The 14,943-nt window shown below is 74.2% G+C and carries 13 protein-coding genes; 6 read left to right on the plus strand and 7 right to left on the minus strand.

Translation table 11 applies throughout. The annotated features are described in order from the left end of the window. Positions 1–53 precede the first annotated feature (53 nt). Positions 54–3,695 (plus strand): NACHT domain-containing protein, encoded by a 3,642-nt coding sequence (locus BS73_RS40520; protein ID WP_037577579.1) that lies wholly within the window; start codon positions 54–56, stop codon positions 3,693–3,695. 500 nt (positions 3,696–4,195) lie between these two features. Here the strand turns inward: BS73_RS40520 and BS73_RS29830 are convergent, their stop codons facing one another. After that, positions 4,196–5,050, minus strand: coding sequence for an NmrA family NAD(P)-binding protein (locus tag BS73_RS29830; RefSeq protein WP_037577580.1), 855 nt, complete (start codon positions 5,048–5,050; stop codon positions 4,196–4,198). 106 nt (positions 5,051–5,156) lie between these two features. Between BS73_RS29830 and BS73_RS29835 the strand changes: the two genes are divergently transcribed. Continuing rightward, on the plus strand, positions 5,157–5,756 hold the full coding sequence (locus BS73_RS29835) for a TetR/AcrR family transcriptional regulator (protein WP_037577581.1): 600 nt from the start codon (positions 5,157–5,159) through the stop codon (positions 5,754–5,756). Between the two features lie 430 nt (positions 5,757–6,186). Then, positions 6,187–8,163 (plus strand): MFS transporter, encoded by a 1,977-nt coding sequence (locus tag BS73_RS29840; protein WP_161789717.1) that lies wholly within the window; start codon positions 6,187–6,189, stop codon positions 8,161–8,163. A gap of 7 nt (positions 8,164–8,170) precedes the next feature. Here BS73_RS29840 and BS73_RS29845 read toward each other — a convergent pair whose 3' ends face one another. After that, the gene (locus BS73_RS29845) at positions 8,171–9,094 is read right to left on the minus strand and encodes a LysR family transcriptional regulator (RefSeq protein WP_037577582.1); all 924 of its coding nucleotides are present in this window, start codon (positions 9,092–9,094) and stop codon (positions 8,171–8,173) included. Between the two features lie 204 nt (positions 9,095–9,298). Here BS73_RS29845 and BS73_RS29850 point away from each other — a divergent pair, with 204 nt between their 5' ends. Further along, positions 9,299–10,072, plus strand: a complete 774-nt coding sequence (locus BS73_RS29850) for an SDR family NAD(P)-dependent oxidoreductase (protein WP_037577583.1) — start codon at positions 9,299–9,301, stop codon at positions 10,070–10,072. A 12-nt stretch (positions 10,073–10,084) separates the two neighbouring features. On the opposite strand, the gene BS73_RS29855 is transcribed toward BS73_RS29850, so the two are convergent. Beyond that, the gene (locus tag BS73_RS29855) at positions 10,085–10,942 is read right to left on the minus strand and encodes an alpha/beta fold hydrolase (protein ID WP_037577584.1); all 858 of its coding nucleotides are present in this window, start codon (positions 10,940–10,942) and stop codon (positions 10,085–10,087) included. Between the two features lie 142 nt (positions 10,943–11,084). Here BS73_RS29855 and BS73_RS29860 point away from each other — a divergent pair, with 142 nt between their 5' ends. After that, entirely contained in the window at positions 11,085–11,591 is a 507-nt protein-coding gene (locus tag BS73_RS29860) for a GNAT family N-acetyltransferase (protein WP_037577585.1), read from the plus strand. Here the strand turns inward: BS73_RS29860 and BS73_RS29865 are convergent. Beyond that, positions 11,586–12,134, minus strand: coding sequence for a YciI family protein (locus BS73_RS29865; protein WP_037577586.1), 549 nt, complete (start codon positions 12,132–12,134; stop codon positions 11,586–11,588). The two genes, BS73_RS29860 and BS73_RS29865, sit on opposite strands and share 6 nt — an antisense overlap. A 65-nt stretch (positions 12,135–12,199) precedes the next feature. Between BS73_RS29865 and BS73_RS29870 the strand changes: the two genes are divergently transcribed. Continuing rightward, positions 12,200–12,685: a GNAT family N-acetyltransferase gene (locus BS73_RS29870; RefSeq protein WP_037577587.1), complete on the plus strand. Its 486-nt coding sequence runs from the start codon at positions 12,200–12,202 to the stop codon at positions 12,683–12,685. 45 nt (positions 12,686–12,730) lie between these two features. Here BS73_RS29870 and BS73_RS29875 read toward each other — a convergent pair whose 3' ends face one another. The 3 genes from BS73_RS29875 to BS73_RS29885 are packed head-to-tail and all read right to left on the minus strand — an operon-like array spanning position 12,731 to position 14,869. Then, the gene (locus BS73_RS29875; RefSeq protein WP_037577588.1) at positions 12,731–13,192 is read right to left on the minus strand and encodes a DUF1877 family protein; all 462 of its coding nucleotides are present in this window, start codon (positions 13,190–13,192) and stop codon (positions 12,731–12,733) included. Further along, positions 13,192–13,728 carry a DinB family protein gene (locus BS73_RS29880; protein WP_051941128.1) on the minus strand — a complete coding sequence of 179 codons (537 nt, stop codon included), beginning with the start codon at positions 13,726–13,728 and terminating at the stop codon, positions 13,192–13,194. Before BS73_RS29880 ends, BS73_RS29875 begins: the two co-directional genes overlap by 1 nt. Positions 13,729–13,768: 40 nt before the next feature. Further along, the gene (locus BS73_RS29885) at positions 13,769–14,869 is read right to left on the minus strand and encodes an ABC transporter substrate-binding protein (RefSeq protein WP_051941130.1); all 1,101 of its coding nucleotides are present in this window, start codon (positions 14,867–14,869) and stop codon (positions 13,769–13,771) included. Between the last annotated feature and the right edge of the window lie 74 nt (positions 14,870–14,943).

Here is a 14,943-nt window from a genome sequence, read left to right on the forward strand (position 1 = left end):
GCTACCGGCCCCGGCGGCCCGCAGGCTAAGAGTTGGCTGTGATCAGGGAGTTGATGGCACGCCATCTCCGCACCGGGCTCCTAGTCGGCCTGGGCGTCTTCGGGGGCTGGGTCTCGCTGGTGTTCCTGCGGGACTCGCAGGGCTCGCAGGAGTTCATGGGCTACGCGGGCTTCGTGGTGTCGGCCGGGGCGCTCGGGGTGGCGCTCCTCGAACTGCCCCGCAGGGGCGTGCCCACCGACGCCGCGCGGCCGGCCGAGGAGCTGGCGAACGAGGTGCGGCAGCAGTGGGAGGAGGAGGCGCGGGTCCGCGGCCTCTTCGAGCCGGAGGCCGGGACGCTGCCGCTGAGCTGGACCGCCTCGGCCCGGGGGCTGCGCGACAGCCGGCCGGCCCGGCTCGCCTCGGTGGCCGGGGGAGAGCGGTACTCGCTGCCCGCGCGGGGCGGAATCAGCGGGGACGCGCGGTGTGCGGCGCGGGAGTTGGCCGAGCAGTACCGGCGGGTGCCGGGCGGCCGACTGGTCGTGCTGGGCGAGCCGGGGGCCGGGAAGACGGTGCTGGCACTGCTGCTGGTGCTGGGGCTGCTGGGCGAACCGGGAGGCCGGGAGCCGGGGCCCGTTCCGGTGCTGCTGGCCGCCGCCCGCTGGGACCCGGTCTGCGAGTCGCTCGACGACTGGCTGCTGGACAGCATCGCCAGGCACTACTACGGCGGCCGGCGGGACGTGGCGCGGCGGCTGCTCGCGGCCGGGCTGGTGCTGCCGGTGCTGGACGGCCTCGACGAGGTCTCGGAGGTCGCCCGGCGGAGCGCGATCGAGCGGATCAACAGCGCCCTCTGCGCCGACGGTGACCGTCCGATCGTGGTCACCTGCCGGTCGTTGGAGTACGGCGACCTGATCGCGGCCGGCTCGCCGGTGCTCCGGCGGGCCTCGGTGGTGGAGGTGGACCGGCTCACCGCCGAGGAGGTCGCCGACCATCTGCTGCCGCGCGGGGCAGGCTGGCTGACGATCCGTCAGGCACTGCTGGCCGACCGCGACGGGCCGCTGGCCGAGGCGCTGTCGACCCCGCTGATGGTGGGTCTGCTGGTCCGCGTCTGCGGGCGGTTGGACGGGGCGGTCGCGGCGGACAGCGCGGACGCGGCCGAGGGGGTGGCGGAGGGCGCGGAGGGCGCGGAGGGAGCGGCTGCGGCGGTCGGCGGCCAGGGGCCCGGCGGAACGGCCGGGAGCGCCGCGGCGGCCGAACTGCTCGCCGCCGCAAGGGAGTCCCGGACGGCGGTGGAGAACCACCTGCTGGACGCCTTCGTGCGGATGGCCTTCGAGGAGCCCGCCGCGTCCGGTGCGGCGGCCGGCCGCCGGTGGCCTGCGGACCGGGCCGAGCGGTGGCTGACCTATCTCGCCACCTACCTCCACGCCCACCGGGAGCGCGAGCTCGCCTGGTGGCGGCTGGCGCCGAGGCTGCTGTCGCCGTGGGTGGCGCCGGTGCTCGCGCTGGTCGGCGGAGGCGGGCTGGCCTGTGCGATGGCGGCGTGGATCGCCTGGCTGGACCCGGGGATGAGCCAGGCCCCCAGCGTGGGCGGCGGTGTGCTGTTCGCCGTGCTGGCGCTGGTGGTCTGGCTCGCGGTGCCGGCGCCCGAGCCGCGCCGTACGGTGCCCTCGCTGCACGGTGGGGCCGGCCGGTTGCGGCGGGGATTCCTGCGCGGCGCCGGGCTGGTGGCGCTGATCGCCGTGCCGGTGGTGGTCGGGCAGCTGGTGGTGGACGCGATGTCGCCGGGGGGTTGGACCGAGGAGCCGATGGACGCGCTGGGGACGCTGCTCGGCGGAGGGGCCGGGGTGGCCTCGGCGTTTGGCCTCGCGCTCGCCGTCGAGCAGTGGCTCCAGGTCGAGCCGAGCCAGGCGCGGAAGGCGGCGGTGCTGGACTCCGTACGGCAGGACCGGAGGTCCTCGCTGGGCAGTACGCTCTGCACCGGCCTCGTGGTCGGGCTGCTCGGGCTGCCGGGGTGTGCGGCCGGGATGGGACTGGGGCGGGCGGTGTTCCAGGCGCTGACCGGGGGGTCCGGATTCCCCGGCGGCTGGGCGCCGTTCCGGGTGGTGCGCTGGTGCTGGGATGTGCTGCTGGAACGGCTGCCGGGGGCGGAGCAGCCGATTCCCGCCGCGCGCTCCGGGTTCCTGGTCCCGGTGGCGCAGTACGCGCTGCTCCCGGGGGCCGTCACCGCCGCGCTGGTGCTGCTGTCGCAGGCGTGGCCGCGCTGTGTGGTGGTGCGGTGGTTCCTCGCCGCGCGGGGGCGGCTGCCGTGGCGGCTGCTGTCCTTCCTCGAGGACGCCCGGGCGCGGGGGCTGCTGCGGCAGGCGGGCGGGGTCTACCAGTTCCGGCATGTGGCGCTGCAGGAGCGGCTGGCCGGGCGGCCGGGGAGGGGGGACCGTCACGCGGCCGCGGAGTCCCCCGCGGAGCCCTCCGCGGAGTCCCCTGGCGGGGCGGCGCGCCGGCGGACCCGGCGCAGCGTGCTGGCGGGGGCCGGGGTCGGGGCGGTGGCGGTGCTGGCCCCGGTGCTGCTGCGGGAGGCGGAGCGCAGCGGTGACGCGGCCTTCGCCGTCCAGGCGGATCGGCTGGGGGCCTGGGCGGTGGCCCCGGACCGGCCGTGGATCGCCCGGGTGCAGCGCCGGGCCGCCCCCGATCCGCGCTGCGACGTGGAACTGCTGCGGCTCGGCGAGGAGGACTGGCGGACCGTCCTCGCCCGGGACGTGGTGGCCGGGATCGGGGAGATCCGGGTGGGCGCGGGCGGGGCGTACACCGTCTGGACCGCCGACACCGGGGTCCTCTACCGGCACGACCCGGCGAGCGGTGAGGTGCGGTGGCTGCCGGTGGAATCGGGCTGCGCGCTGGCGCCCGACGGGTCGTCGGCCGTGCTGCTGGGCGCGGACGGGCGGCCGTTCCGGCTCGATCTGCGGGCCGGCCTGCGGGGCGGACGTGCGGGGTTGGGACCGGGGTTGGGGCTGGGACCGGGAACGGGGCCGCGGACGGGGCCGGGGACGGGGACGGGGACGGTGGTGGGGCGGAACCCGGCCCGCGGCTTCTCCGCCCCCGGCACGGTGCTGCTGCCGACGGTCGACGGGCGGTACTGCGCGGTGGTGGAGGACGGCGGGCCGTGCGCGGTGTGGGCGCTGGAGGGCGAGGGCACGCCGGTGCGGCTCGGCGGGATGCCGGGCGTCGGCTCCGGCGGCGAGCTGCTCGGCCTGCGGGCGGACGGCCGGGTGCTGGCGTATCTGGCCGGGTCCGGGGCGGCGGCGCCGAGGCGCTGCGTGCTGTGGTCGGTGGCGGACGGGAGGGAGACCGGCGGCTTTCCGTCCGGCGACGCGGCCCCGGCGGTGAGCGCCGACGGGCGGGTACTGGCCGCCTACGACCAGGACCGGGAGCGCTGGGCGGTCCGGTCGGGGAGCGGGGGGCGGCTGCTGGCCGAGGTGGGCGACTTCGGCGCGGAGGACACGCTGTATCTGAACCCGACCGGGACGGTGCTGCTGGGGCCGGGGCCCGCCGACACCGTCCTGCTGTGGGACGTCCGTCCGGGCGCGGTAAGGAGGTTGAGGCATCCGCTGGGCGGTGACACCGGCGCGCTGGCGGCGGCGAACTTCTCCTTGGACGGGCGCTGGGCGGCGACCCACGACGGGCTGATGCTGCGGGTGTGGCGGGGTGGCTCTCCGAGAGGGTGAGGGGAGGGGCGGAGCGGGGTCGGTGCGGCGGGGTGGGTGGTTGGCCGCGCAGTTCCCCGCGCCCCCTACTTGCGCCTGCGGCGCTGCGGTTGGGTGCGCGGTTGGGTGCGGCTGGGTGGGTGGTTGGGCGCGCAGTTCCCCGCGCCCCCTACTTGCGCCTGCGGCGCTGCGGTTGGGTGCGCGGTTGGGTGCGGCTGGGTGGGTGGTCGGGCGCGCAGTTTCGCGCGCCCCCTACTTGCGCCTGCGGTGCTGCGGTTGGGCGATCGTCGGCGTCGGACTGCGCCGGCAGCGCGGTGAGCACTCGCCGCCAAGTGCCGTCAATGGCCCACATTCCGGTCTGGAACTTGAACGCGACGGCGTCGATGACCTGCCGGTGGTCTCTCCACCTGCCACCGCGCTTCGGTGTCCGACTCGGAGGAGGTGGCTCGACCCGCGCCCACCGGGCGTCGGTCAACGGCATGCCCAGACCCACGATCAGGGGATCGAGAAGAAGCTCGGCTTCAGGTGGCGATGGGACCTGCGAGCCGTTCCGCGATGGTGCGCGGCCCGCGGCCGAGCAGTTCGGCCAGCAGGGGGCCGGCTTCGGCGAAGTAGCCGGCGCGGGCGGCCTGGTACCAGGTGAGCATGAGACGGGCCATCTGCTCCGGGACACCGATCGCGATCTGGTCGGCGACCCACTGCTCGTCGTCCACGACGATGCGCTCAACAGGGCGACCGGTGAGGGCAGACGCGGTCTGGGCGACATCGTCGAAGGTGACGGCGTTCGGCGCGGTGAGGTTGACGGGGCCGTCGAAGGCGCGGTCACCGGCGAGAAGGACCGCGGTGGCCTCGGCTATGTCGTCCCGGTCCGTATAGGGGACGGGGCCGTCTTGCGGCTGGGCGATCACGCCGGTGTGCTGCCACGGGCCGAGCACCTGATCCAGTGGGCCGTAGGCGCCGTTGCGCAGAGCGGTCCAGGCGATGCCCGAGTCGTCGAGGAGTGCCTCGGTGGCGATGTGGATGTTCGACGGCTGGTACGGGTTGCCGGGGACGGCGCCCTGCTGGCTGGTGTAGAGGATGCGCCGGGCCTCGGCTGCGACCGCGGCTTCGATGGCGTTGCGGTGCAGGCTGACCATGTCGGCGGCCGGGTCGTTACCGGATATCAGAAGGATCTGCTCGGCACCGGCGAAGGAGTGGCGCAGTGCGGCCGGATCCTCGTAGGTGCCCTGCCGTACGCGTATGCCGCGGTCGGCGAAGTGCTGCGCCTTGGCGGTGTCGCGGACGCTGACGCCGATCTGGTCAGCGGGTAGGCGGTTGAGGAGGTGCTCGACGACGGTGCCGCCCAGTCCGCCGGTGGCGCCGGTCACAACGATCATGTTCTTGACCTCTCGGAGCTTAAGTTGACCAAGTGGGTCAGTTTCGCTTCTGGATGCGACCGTAGGTAAACTGACCAGGCGAGTCAAGTTATGGCGATGAGGGGAGGTGAGTGCGGTGTCTTCGGGAACGGGGCTGCGCGCTGACGCCCGGCGCAATTCCGAACAGATCCGCTCTGCCGCGATCGACGCTTTCCAAGGGCAGGGCCTGACGGTGCCGCTGGAGCAGGTCGCCGAGGCGGCAGGGGTGAGCAAAGCCACGATCTTCAACCGGTTCGGCGGACGGGTCGGCCTCATCGAGGCCGTTATCGAGGAACTCGTAGCGAACGAGCTGTTCGCCGTCATCGACCACGCTCGGGCCATCGACGACGTGAGCGAGCGCATCACCTACTACGTCACCGCGCTCCGCGACCTCCAGTACCGCCAACCCGCCTTCAACGACGTGCTGTTGCAGACGTATCCGCATTCGCGGCAACTGATGAGGATCTGCCGGGTCGGAAGCGAGGCCAACGAGGAGCTCATCACAGCCGCTCAAGCCGCTGGTGCGCTGCGGCCTGAGTTCACGGCGGGCGACCTGCACGCACTCGTCGTCGACAACGCCCTTGCCCTCAAGCACGGCAAGCGGCCTCTCCGTGACGACTACGACCGCCGAACCAGCTACCTCCTGGACGGAATCCGAGGCCCTTCCTCCGCTGTCGGCGAACGATAGCTGCATCCTTGCCCTGCCCCGGAGCCGGAGGCCTGCCGTCGGCGCCCGGCGCCCGCGCGGCCGTCGACAAATCCCCGCCGGAGGAGGAGAGTTCACCCATGACGGCCGCGTCCGCCGCTCGCCGGATCACCGGAGGCGAGCGCGGTGGGGACGGGCCGCGGGGGACCGCGAAGGCGGGTACCGGCGTCGCGTGACCGGGGAAGCGCCCCGGCGCCCGCCCGCCGGCGTACCGGTGGATTCCGGGTCTCCCCCGCCCGGGACCGCCCGATCCGACGACGCATCGGGCGAGGCGCGGGACGGTGCCGCGCGCCGGCCGCGCGCGGACCGCGCGAATCGAACACCGATCGCGCGCGAAACTCGTACAGTGGGCGCCCGCGAGTGGGTCCGTATGGGAACGGGCCACGCGGCGACGGGGAGGCGGGGGAGGAGCATGGCATCGAGACAGGCCGCGCCGGCGGCGGTGGCCGCGGCGGCGGATGCGGGACCGGGGGCGAGGGAGCGCTGGGTCCTGCCGATCGTGCTGGTCGGGACCTTCATGGCGATCCTGGACGTGGCCATCGTCAACGTCGCCATTCCGTCCATCAGGAGCGGACTCCACGCCGGCTTCGGGGCGGTCGCGCTGGTGGTGTCCGGCTACACCATCACCTACGCCTGCCTGCTGGTCACCGGCGGGCGGCTGGGCGACGTCCACGGCCGGCGGAGGCTCTTCGTCATAGGCCTGCTGGTCTTCACCGCCGCCTCCGCGCTCTGCGGGGCCGCCCCCGGGATCGGGGTGCTGGTCGGCGCCCGCGCCCTGCAGGGCGTCGGCGGGGCACTGCTCTACCCGCAGGTGCTGGCGATCATCCAGACCACCTTCAAGGGGGCCCGGCTCGGGCGCGCGCTGGGCACCTTCGGCGCGGTCATCGGCATCGCCTCGATCGCCGGGCAGTTGATCGGCGGGGCGCTGCTGGCCGCCGACCTCTTCGGCTGGACCTGGCGGCCGGTGTTCCTGGTCAACGTCCCGGTGGGGCTGATCGCGGCGGCCCTCGCCTGGGTGGTGCTGCCCGCGGACCGGCCCGATCCGGGCATCAGGCTGGACCTCGGCGGGGTGGGGCTGGTGACCCTCACCCTGGTGCTGTTCTGCGTGCCACTGCTGGTCGGCCGGGACGCCGGCTGGCCGGTGTGGCTGATCGTGGCACTGCTGGCCTCGCTGCCGGTGGGCTGGTGGTTCGTCAGGTACGAGCGGGGAGTGGCAGGCCGGGGCGGTCAACCGCTGGTGCGGTTCGACCTCTTCCGCAACCGCTCGTTCGCCACCGGGGTGCCGATCGCCATGTGCTTCATGGCCTCGTACGCCGGCTTCCTCTTCACCCTCGCCGTCTATCTGCAGACCGGCCTCGGCTTCTCGCCGATCCGCTCGGCGCTCGTCTACACGCCGTCGGCGCTGGGCTTCTTCGCCGCCTCGCTGCTGGCGCCGCGGCTGGTGCCGGTCTTCGGCCGGCACGTGCTGTCGGCCGGCTACCTGCTGGCGGCCTTCGGCCTGGCCGCGACGGCGCTGGCGGTGTACGAGGCGGGGACCGGCCTCACCGTCTGGACGCTCGCCCCCAGCCTGCTGCTGACCGGCGTCGGGCAGGGACTCGGGCTGAGCCCGCTGGTCGGCACGATCGTCTCCGGCATCCCGCCGGAGGACGCCGGGTCGGGGTCGGGCGTCGTCACCACGTCGATGCAGACGGCCAACGTGCTGGGGGTGGCCGGGTTCTCGCTGCTCTTCTTCTCGCTGCTCGGGGCGGCGGGCGCGGGCGCGGGCCGTGGCTACGTCGACGCCTACGCCGAGGTGCTGCCGGTCTGCTCGCTGCTGCTGGTGGTGGCCGCGGTGCTGGTGCACCGGCTGCCGACCGCGCCGGGGCAGCCTGCCAACGCGCTGATCGAGCGGCTGCCGGGCTGGGCGGGCGGCTTCGCCTGGTCGATGTTCCTGGCCACCGGCGGCCGGGTCGGCGACGCGCTCTTCGCGGACGTACTGCGGGGGGTGCGGGCCCGGCGTCTCTCCCGGGTGGAGGCGGCGCCGGCCGGGCTCGGCGAGTTCCTCGCCTTCCACCACCGCGAGCAACTCGCCGGCGACCAGGCCTGGTTCCACTACCTGGAGCGGGAGGCCCTGGCGTACGGCGAGCGGCCGGTGCCGCACGAGGAGGAGCGGCGTCCGGTGATCCGGGCGCAGGTGGAGGAGATCGCCCGGCGGGCGGCCGAGGGCGGGCTGGACGACGCGGGCGACCCCGAGCTGTTCCGCCTGGTGTGCTTCGCCCTGGTCAGCTACCCGTCCCTGCTGCCGCAGATCACCCGGATGGTGACCGGTCTCGCGCCCTCGGACCCGGAGTTCACCGAGCGCTGGGAGGCGTTCCTGCGGGTGATGGGGGAGCGGCTGGCGCGGCCGTGAGGCCCGGTCAGTGCCCGGGCCAGTCGGCCAGCACCCGGCGGGCGCAGGCGGCGACCGCCTCCGCCCGCCGGGTCGGCCGGGTGCCCGCCACCCGGGCCAGGGCGACCGGCAGCGCCGGCAGCTCGTCGCGGAGGGCCAGTGCGGCCACCCGGCCGCCGTCGTAGGTGCGGTCGCCGACCGGGCGCTGGTTGAGGATCGACCAGCCGTACCCGGCCGCGACCAGCGAGCGCACCGTCTCGTAGCTGGTGGTGCGGTGGCGGACGATCGGCTCGGCGCCGGTCCAGGCGACCAGCGAGCGGAAGTAGTCCCTGCTGTGCGGCAAGTCGTAGAGGACCATCGGCTCGCCGGCCAGGTCGGCCAGCCGCACCGGACCGCCGCCGGCGGCCAGCCGGTGGTCCGGCGGGACGATCGCGTACGGCGGCGCCTCGGCGAGGATCTCCAGATCCAGGCCCTCGGCCCCGTCCAGGGCGTAGCCGATGGTGAGCTCGCACTCGCCGGAGAGGAGGGCGGAACGCAGCCGGGCGGCGTCGCCCTCGATGACCTCCAGGCTCAGCCCGGGGTGGCCGGCCGCGCAGGCCGTCAGCAGCCGGGGGAGGAGGAAGGGCGCGACCGAGGTGAAGCAGCCGACTGTGATCACGCCCACCGCCGTCGTCCCCAACCCCCGTGCCGTCTCGGCGAGTTCGGCGGCATGACCGAGGAAGCCGCGGGCCTCCTGAAGGAACCGCTCCCCGGCGGGGGTGAGGGAGAGCCCGCGCGCGTGGTGCCGGATCAGCAGCTGCACCCCGAGCTCCCGCTCCAGCTGCGCCACCGCGGTCGACACCGCCGACTGGGAGACCAGCAGCCGCTGTGCCGCGCCCGTCATCGACCGCGCCTCGGCGGCCGCGGTGAAATACCGCAGCTGCACCAGAGTGAACGGCGGCACCTCGCCCACCCGCACCCACCTCCCTGCCGTCCGCGACCCGGTCCGAGCCGCTCGGGGGTACCACACGGTACCGAGGGGCGGGGGGATGCGGGGCGCGGGGGCGCGGGCGCGGTGGATTGTACTTGCCGGTCCATTTTTCGCTCGGCACAGTGGCCGTAGCGCCCCCGCGAAGGCAGGCGGGGGCGGAGCGACTGTCGAGGAGTGCCGGGCATCATGTCAGGACGACTGCAGGGCAAGACCGCGCTGGTCACCGGTTCCACCAGCAACATCGGACGGGCCATCGCCGAGGCGTACGCCGCCGAGGGCGCGTATGTGCTGGTGTCCGGCCGGAGTGAGCGCCGCGGAGCGGAGGTGGTGGAGGGGATCCGTGCGCGCGGCGGGCGGGCGGACTTCCTCCGGGCGGAGCTGGACGGCAGCGCGGCGGCCTCCACCGAGCTGGCCGAGCGGGCCGAGCGGGCCGCGGCGCTCCTCGGCGGGCGGATCGACATCCTGGTCAACAACGCCGGGATCTACCCGGGCGACGGAACGGCGGACACCGACGAGAAGACCTTCGACGCGGTCTACGCGGTCAATGTGAAGGCGCCGTTCTTCCTCACCGCGGCCGTCGCCCCGGCGATGGCCGAGGCCGGCGGCGGGGTGATCGTCAACATGGGGTCGTGGATCGCCCGGCTGGCCGTGCCGATGGGCGCCCTCTACAGCTCCACCAAGGGCGCCATGGAGACCCTCACCCGCGCCTGGGCCGCGGAGTTCGGGCCGCGGGGGGTCCGGGTGAACGCGATCTCCCCCGGGGTGGTGCTGGAGCCGTCGGAGGACGACTCCCACCCGGCCGGGCGGATGATGGCCGGCACCCCGGCGGGCCGGCTGGGCCGGCCGGAGGAGATCGCGCAGGCCGCGGTCTACCTCGCCGCCGAGGAGTCCTCCTTCGTCCACGGCACCGTCCTGGACGTGGACGGCGGCCGCACGGGGGCGGCCGTCATCGCGGCCTGAGCGGCGCCGCGGTCAGGCCGAGGTCGGGGGGACCCGCGCCAGCAGGAAGGCGAGCAGCCGACGGTTGAACTCCGCCGGCTGCTCGGCGCCGGGCAGGTGACCCGCGTCCGGGATCACGGCCAGCTCGGCGTCGGGCAGCAGTCCCGCCAGCTCCTCCGCCTGCGGCAGCGGGGTGTAGACGTCGTCCGCGCCGACCAGCACCAGCGCGGGGACGGCGGCCGCGGACAGGGTCGGGCGGTAGTCGGGGCGCTCGGCGCGGCCGCGCAGCGCCGCGGCGGCCGCCCGCGGGTCGGTCTCGCGCATCATCCGCCGGATCCGCTCGGCGAGCCGCGGTTGGGCGTCGACGTTGTAGGGGGCGATCATCTTGTCGATGACCTCCTCGGCGTAGCCGGCCATCCCCTCCGCCAGCAGCCGGTCCGCCATCCGGTTGCGGAACTCCCTCCCGTCCGGGGTCTCCGGGGGAGCGGAGGTGTCCGAGAGCACCAGCGCGAGCACCCGTTCGGGGTGCTCGGCGTGCAGCGCCATGGCGATCTGGCCGCCCATCGACACCCCGCCGACCACGGCCTGCCGTACGCCGAGCCGGTCCAGCAGCTCGGTCAGATCGGCGGCGAAGTCGGACTGGAGGACGATGCCGGCCTCCGCGCCGTCCGCGCCGTCCGCGCCGTCCGTGTCATCCCCCAGCGGGCTCTCCCCGTAGCCGCGTAGATCGGGGGCGATCACCCGGTACCCGGCCGCCGCCAGCGCCTCGGCCTGCGGTCGCCACATCCCGCGCGCGAACGGGTGCCCGTGCACCAGCAGCACGGCGGTGCCGTCGGCCGACCCGAACTCGTCGTAGCCCAGGACGTGTCGGCCTATCGCAACACGTGGCATGGAACGGCTCTCCCAACTGGCGTGGTGGTGAGGACACGATCATGGCAGGGAACCCGCCCGAGATCGGTCCGCAGCCTACGGCGCCGGTGCCGGTGCCGAAAACCCTTGTCCTGATGGGCGGGAGACGTGGTAGTCCGTTGCCATGGATGCTTTCCGCACCGCCCGGCTGCTGCTCCATCCGCTGTCCCCGGACGAGGCCGAGCGGCTGGTCGCCGGCGTGCCCGGGGCGGGTGAGGAGTGGGCGCCCGGCTACCCGCCGGAGGGCGACATCCGGGCCGCCAGTGCCTTCCTCCGCACCTGCGCGGAGGAGGGCGACCCCTGGCCGTTCGGCGTCTACCAGATCCGCCTGCTCGGGGACGGCCGCGCGATCGGCGGCATCGGCTTCCACGGCGCTCCGGACGCCGAGGGCTGGGTCACCGTCGGCTACGGCCTCGTCCCGTCCGCGCGCGGCAACGGCTTCGCCTCCGAGGCGCTCCGCGCGCTCCTGCGCTTCGCCAGGGAACACGGAGTCAGCGGCGTCCACGGCGACACCGAGCCGGGGAACCTGCCCTCGCAGCGGGTGATGACCGCCGCCGGGATGTCCCCGCAGCCGGTCGGACGGGAGCCCGACGGCCTGCTGCACTACGCCGTCGCCTGGCCGGTGTCATGACGGGCGGCCGCCGAACTGCCAGGCGTGGACGTGGATCTCGGTGTGGCGGTCGGGGCTGAGGAGCGCGCGTGCGGCCTCCCGGTCCGGCGCGCGGAGGAGGGCCGCGGTGCCGAGGCGCCGCTCGCCGTCGTCGGAGAGGAGGGGGCCGTAGGCGATCAGCTCGCCGGCGTCCTGAGGCGCGGAGTCGTCCTTCTCGCCCTCGCCCAGGCCGAGCACCAGGTAGCGGTTGCCGCCCGTGCGGCCGCCGGGGAAGTCCCACATCGTGCGGCCCAGCAGGTTGCGCCACCGGCGCAGCAGCACGTCCCGGTAGACGCCGGCCTGGTAGCCGGGCTCGTCGAAGGCGAACGCCCGGGCCGCGGCCGGGTCCGGCAGGCGGACGATGTGGACGCTCCCGGTCGGCAGCCCCGCCGGGCCGTCCAGCGTCGGCCCGCGCGCGATCAGCTCGGCGGCGTACCGGTCCATGTACGCCCAGTGCTCCTCGACCAGCTTCTGACGCAGCGTCAGCACACCGCGCCGGTCCCGGTGGTAGCAGAAGAACTCCATGCCGGGCAGTCTCGCCGGGGCGGCGTCCCTGGTACAGCGGATATCCGGGTCCGTACCCTCCCTCCATGGACATTCGAGTCGCGCTCGACGAGGACTGGCCCCGGATCTACCCGTTCTACTCCGCGATCATGGCCGAGGGCCGGACCTACGCCTTTCCCGAGGGGCAGAGTCCGGAGGAGGCGCGGCCGTGGTGGATGGAGCGGCCGCCGGGGCGGACGGTGGTCGCGGTGGACGGGGAGACCGTCCTCGGTTCGGCCAAGATGGGGCCGAACCGGCCGGGCCGGGGCGCCCACATCGGCACCGCCTCCTTCCTGGTCGACCCGGCTCACCGGGGCAGGGGGGTGGGCCGCGCCCTGGGCCGGGAGATGATCGAGTGGAGCCGCGGGCAGGGCTTCCGCGGCATCCAGTTCAACGCGGTGGTCGAGGTGAACGCGCCGGCCGTGCACCTCTGGAAGTCCCTCGGCTTCGAGGTCGTCGGCACCGTCCCGGAGGCCTTCGACCATCCCGAGGAGGGGCTGGTCGGCCTCCATGTGATGTACCGCCGGCTGTGACCCGGGGCGGGCGGCCCCGGGCATCCCGGCCCCGGGCCTCCCGGCTCAGAGCCAGAAGGCCTTGATCACGGCGTCGCCGGAGTCGGCGGCGTCCAGGTAGAAGTCGAGGAGGTCTTCGTGGGTGTCCAGGTCGTCCTCCTCGTCCAGACCCAATTCGCGGCGCTGGGCCGTGAGTTCGTCTATCGGGAAGGCGGAGAGGAAGGCGGCGGCGCGGCGGACCTCGGTGGGGTCGAGGACCAGGACCGGCGGGTCGACGTCCTCCGGGTCGGGGTAGGAGCGGCCGCCGTAGACGGGGAGTTCGCCGTCGCCCGGGCCGTACATCCGGGCGATCCGGTGGGAGTTGCGGCAGAGGGAGGTGGCGATGCCGTCCTCGGTCTCCTCCTCGTGGTCCTCCCAGGCGTCCAGCATGAAGTCGACCAGCTCGGTGTAGTCGTCCTGGAGGTCCGCCAGCTCCTCCGGGGTGACGGCCCGGAGGTGGAGGTGGAGGGCGAGCTGAGGGAGGGTCATCAGACGCCCACCGTTCCGTCCACGGCCTCGCGGAGGAGGTCGGCGTGCCCGTTGTGCCGGGCGTACTCGTGCACCAGATGGTTGAGGATGTGGCGGAGCGAGACGTCCTCGCCCCAGCGCTCGGCGTGCACGGTGACGTCCAGCGAGGCCGCCTCGCGCTCGATCCGGCGGGCGTGCCCGACCTCGGCCTGCCAGGCGGCGAAGGCCTCCTGCCAGGTGCAGTCGCCCGGCTCGTAGGCGGCCTGGTAGTCCATCGAGTCGGACCAGACCAGCGGCAGTTCGCTCTCCCCGGCGAAGACGATCCGGAACCAGGTCCGCTCGACCTCCGCCATGTGCCGGAGGAGGCCGAGGAGGGACAGCGTGGAGGGCGGGCAGGCGCGCCGGCGCAGCTGCTCGTCGGTCAGCCCGTCGCACTTCAGCGCGAGGGTGGCGCGGTGGAAGTCCAGGAACTCGCGCAGCGTCCGCCGCTCGTCCGCGGTGCTGGACGGGCCTATCCGCTCGATGCCGCCGGCGCTCACGCCGCTGCTGGTGGTCATGGGCTAGAACCTAGCGCATGCGATACGCCGTCAGGCGAGGTCAGCCCAGGTGCTTCTGGAGGTCGTCGAGGACCGAGTCGGCCGCGGTGACGCCCAGGCCCAGGTACCAGGTCTCGTCCGGGACGTCGACGGCGTGGCCGGCCTTGACGGCGGAGAGGTTCCTCCACAGCGGGCTGTTCCGGGTCTGCGACTGCTTGGTCTGGTCGGCGGGGCCGTAGACGCCGGTGAAGATCCAGTCCGCGTCGGCCTGGTCGATGTTCTCCGGGCTGGTCTCCACCGCCAGCTCGTCCACGTCCTGGTTCTTCGGCCGGGGCAGGCCGGTGTCCTGCAGGATGGTGCCGATGAAGGACTTGTTCGCGTAGAGCCGGATCCGGTCCGGCATGAAGCGCAGCATCGAGATGGTCGGCATCCGGCCGCCGTTGTGCCGCTTGACCGCGGCGCCGACCTGTTGCGCCTTCCGCTGGTAGGCGCTGAGTTCGGACTCCGCCTGCGCGGTCCTGTCCAGCGCGGCCGCGTTCAGCAGGAAGTTCTGCTTCCAGGTGTAGCCGGGGCGGACCGAGAAGACGGTCGGCGCGATCTGCGACAGCGTCTTGTACTGGCCGCCGGCGCGCAGCTTGCTGCCCAGGATCAGGTCGGGGTGGAGGCCGGCGATGGCCTCTAGGTTGAGGTTGTCGATGGTGCCGACCGACTTCGGCGTGCCGGCCTTCGCCTTGAGGTAGCTCGGCATCTTCTGGGAGCCGTCGGTGTAGGCCACGCCGACCGGCTTGACGCCCAGCGAGACCACGTTGTCGAGCTCGCCGACGTCCAGCACCACCACCCGCTCGGGCCGGGACTCGATGACGGTGCTCCCCATCGCCTGCTTGATCGTCCGCGGGAACTGCCCGGCCTTCGCGGTGGTGCCGAAGGCGGCGCTGAGCTGCCCGGCGGTGCCGAACCCCTTGCTGCCCTGGGCGACCGCCCGGTCCCCGGCGCCGCTGCCGGCACTGCCGCCGCCGGCGCCGCCGTCCGCGCTGGAGCCGGACGAGCCGCAGGCGGTGAGGACGACGGCGGCGGCCGCGGCCGCCGCGGTTCCGGCGACGATGCGACGGCTACGGCGGCGGCTTCGGCTGTGGCTTCCGCTGCGGCGGCGCTGCTGCTCCACGGGGCACGACTCCTCGGCAGGGGGGGCCGGGCCCGCGAGAAGACCCGGCTGTCAGTTAGGTAAGACTAACCTAA

The organism is Phaeacidiphilus oryzae TH49 (genome assembly GCF_000744815.1).
Classification (GTDB): domain Bacteria; phylum Actinomycetota; class Actinomycetes; order Streptomycetales; family Streptomycetaceae; genus Phaeacidiphilus; species Phaeacidiphilus oryzae.